2 protein-coding genes are annotated in these 625 nt (G+C 67.7%); both read right to left on the bottom strand.

The window, feature by feature from the left end:
- A partial coding sequence (locus ACFPIH_RS56380) for a PfkB family carbohydrate kinase (RefSeq protein WP_385879466.1) occupies nucleotides 1-269 on the bottom strand: 269 nt, incomplete at its 3' end.
- A partial coding sequence (locus ACFPIH_RS56375; protein ID WP_381188085.1) for a DeoR/GlpR family DNA-binding transcription regulator occupies nucleotides 266-625 on the bottom strand: 360 nt, incomplete at its 5' end. The genes ACFPIH_RS56380 and ACFPIH_RS56375, both read right to left, overlap by 4 nt.

The raw sequence follows: 625 nt of genomic DNA, 5'->3' as shown, positions 1-625 counted from the left end.
TTGCTGCGGATGTTGCCGGCGATCGGAACGCTCACGTGGTCGATGCCCGCTTCGTCGAGCATCGCTGCCAGACGGGTGCCGTCAGGGCCGCCGACCGGCAGGACGGCCCGGGTCGGAAAGCCGTGGGCACGCAGGGCGAGGGTGACGTTGACACCCTTGCCGCTGGGCTCGCTCCAGCCCGAGCTGGCGCGCTGCACGGCCCCCGGGAAGAGCTGATCGACAGCGAGCGTGCGATCCAGGCTCGGGTTGGGGGTCAGGGTGACGATCACGTTCGTACCACCTGCTTGACTCCGGCCGCCTCCAGGCGGTGAGCGTGCTGTTCGGACAGGCCGTCATCGGTGATGAGCAGGTCGATGTCGGAGAGATTGCCGTACTTGTAGAGACTGGTGCGGTCGTGCTTGGTGTGGTCGGCGAGCAGCACACGGCGGCGGGCGGCCGAGAGCATGAGCCGTTTGACGGTCGCTTCGGACTCGTCCGGCGTGCTCAGGCCGCGTTCGCTGGAGATGGCGTTGGTACCGAGGAACGCGACGTCGACCTGGATCTCGGACAGCGCGCGGATCGCCCAGTTGTCGACTTCCGCGAAGGTCCTGGCACGTACGCGGCCACCCAGGGTGTGCACATTCAG

It is taken from the genome of Streptomyces vulcanius, assembly GCF_042653945.1.
GTDB lineage: Bacteria > Actinomycetota > Actinomycetes > Streptomycetales > Streptomycetaceae > Streptomyces > Streptomyces mangrovi.
This window is presented reverse-complemented; position numbering and strand designations above follow the sequence as displayed.